Origin of the sequence: Mesorhizobium sp. M7A.F.Ca.CA.003.01.2.1 (assembly GCF_003998945.1) — a bacterium.
GTDB classification, from domain to species: Bacteria; Pseudomonadota; Alphaproteobacteria; order Rhizobiales; family Rhizobiaceae; genus Mesorhizobium; species Mesorhizobium ciceri.
The window spans coordinates 1-390 of sequence record NZ_RZRA01001725.1; the positions used below are offsets into that span (position 1 = coordinate 1).

1 protein-coding gene is annotated in these 390 nt (G+C 64.1%); it reads right to left on the reverse strand.

Annotated elements, in window-relative coordinates:
* Window positions 1–390, reverse strand: a 390-nt coding sequence (locus tag EN969_RS35135; RefSeq protein ID WP_348632435.1) for a DEAD/DEAH box helicase, incomplete at both ends; no start/stop codon positions are given.

Consider the following 390-nt stretch of genomic DNA (forward strand, 5'->3'; position numbering starts at 1 on the left):
GATCACCAGCGGATCGAAGGGCGATATGAAGGTGCGCACCGCCATCCGATCGACCGGCGGCGTGGCGATCAGCGACAGCTCGCGCACCCCGGTCAACGCCAGTTGCAGCGTTCGCGGGATCGGCGTCGCCGACAGCGTCAGCACGTGCACGTCGGTCTTCAGGTCCTTCAGCCGTTCCTTGTGCTTGACGCCAAAATGCTGCTCTTCGTCGATGATCAGCAGACCAAGGTTCTTGAACGAGATCGCGGAACCGAGCAGCGCGTGCGTGCCGATGACGATGTCGACCTGGCCTTCGGCGATGCCTTTCTTGGTCTCGGCCAGTTCCTTGGCGCCGACCAGCCGCGACGCCTGGGCGACGCGGATCGGCAGGCCGGAAAACCGCTGCGAAAA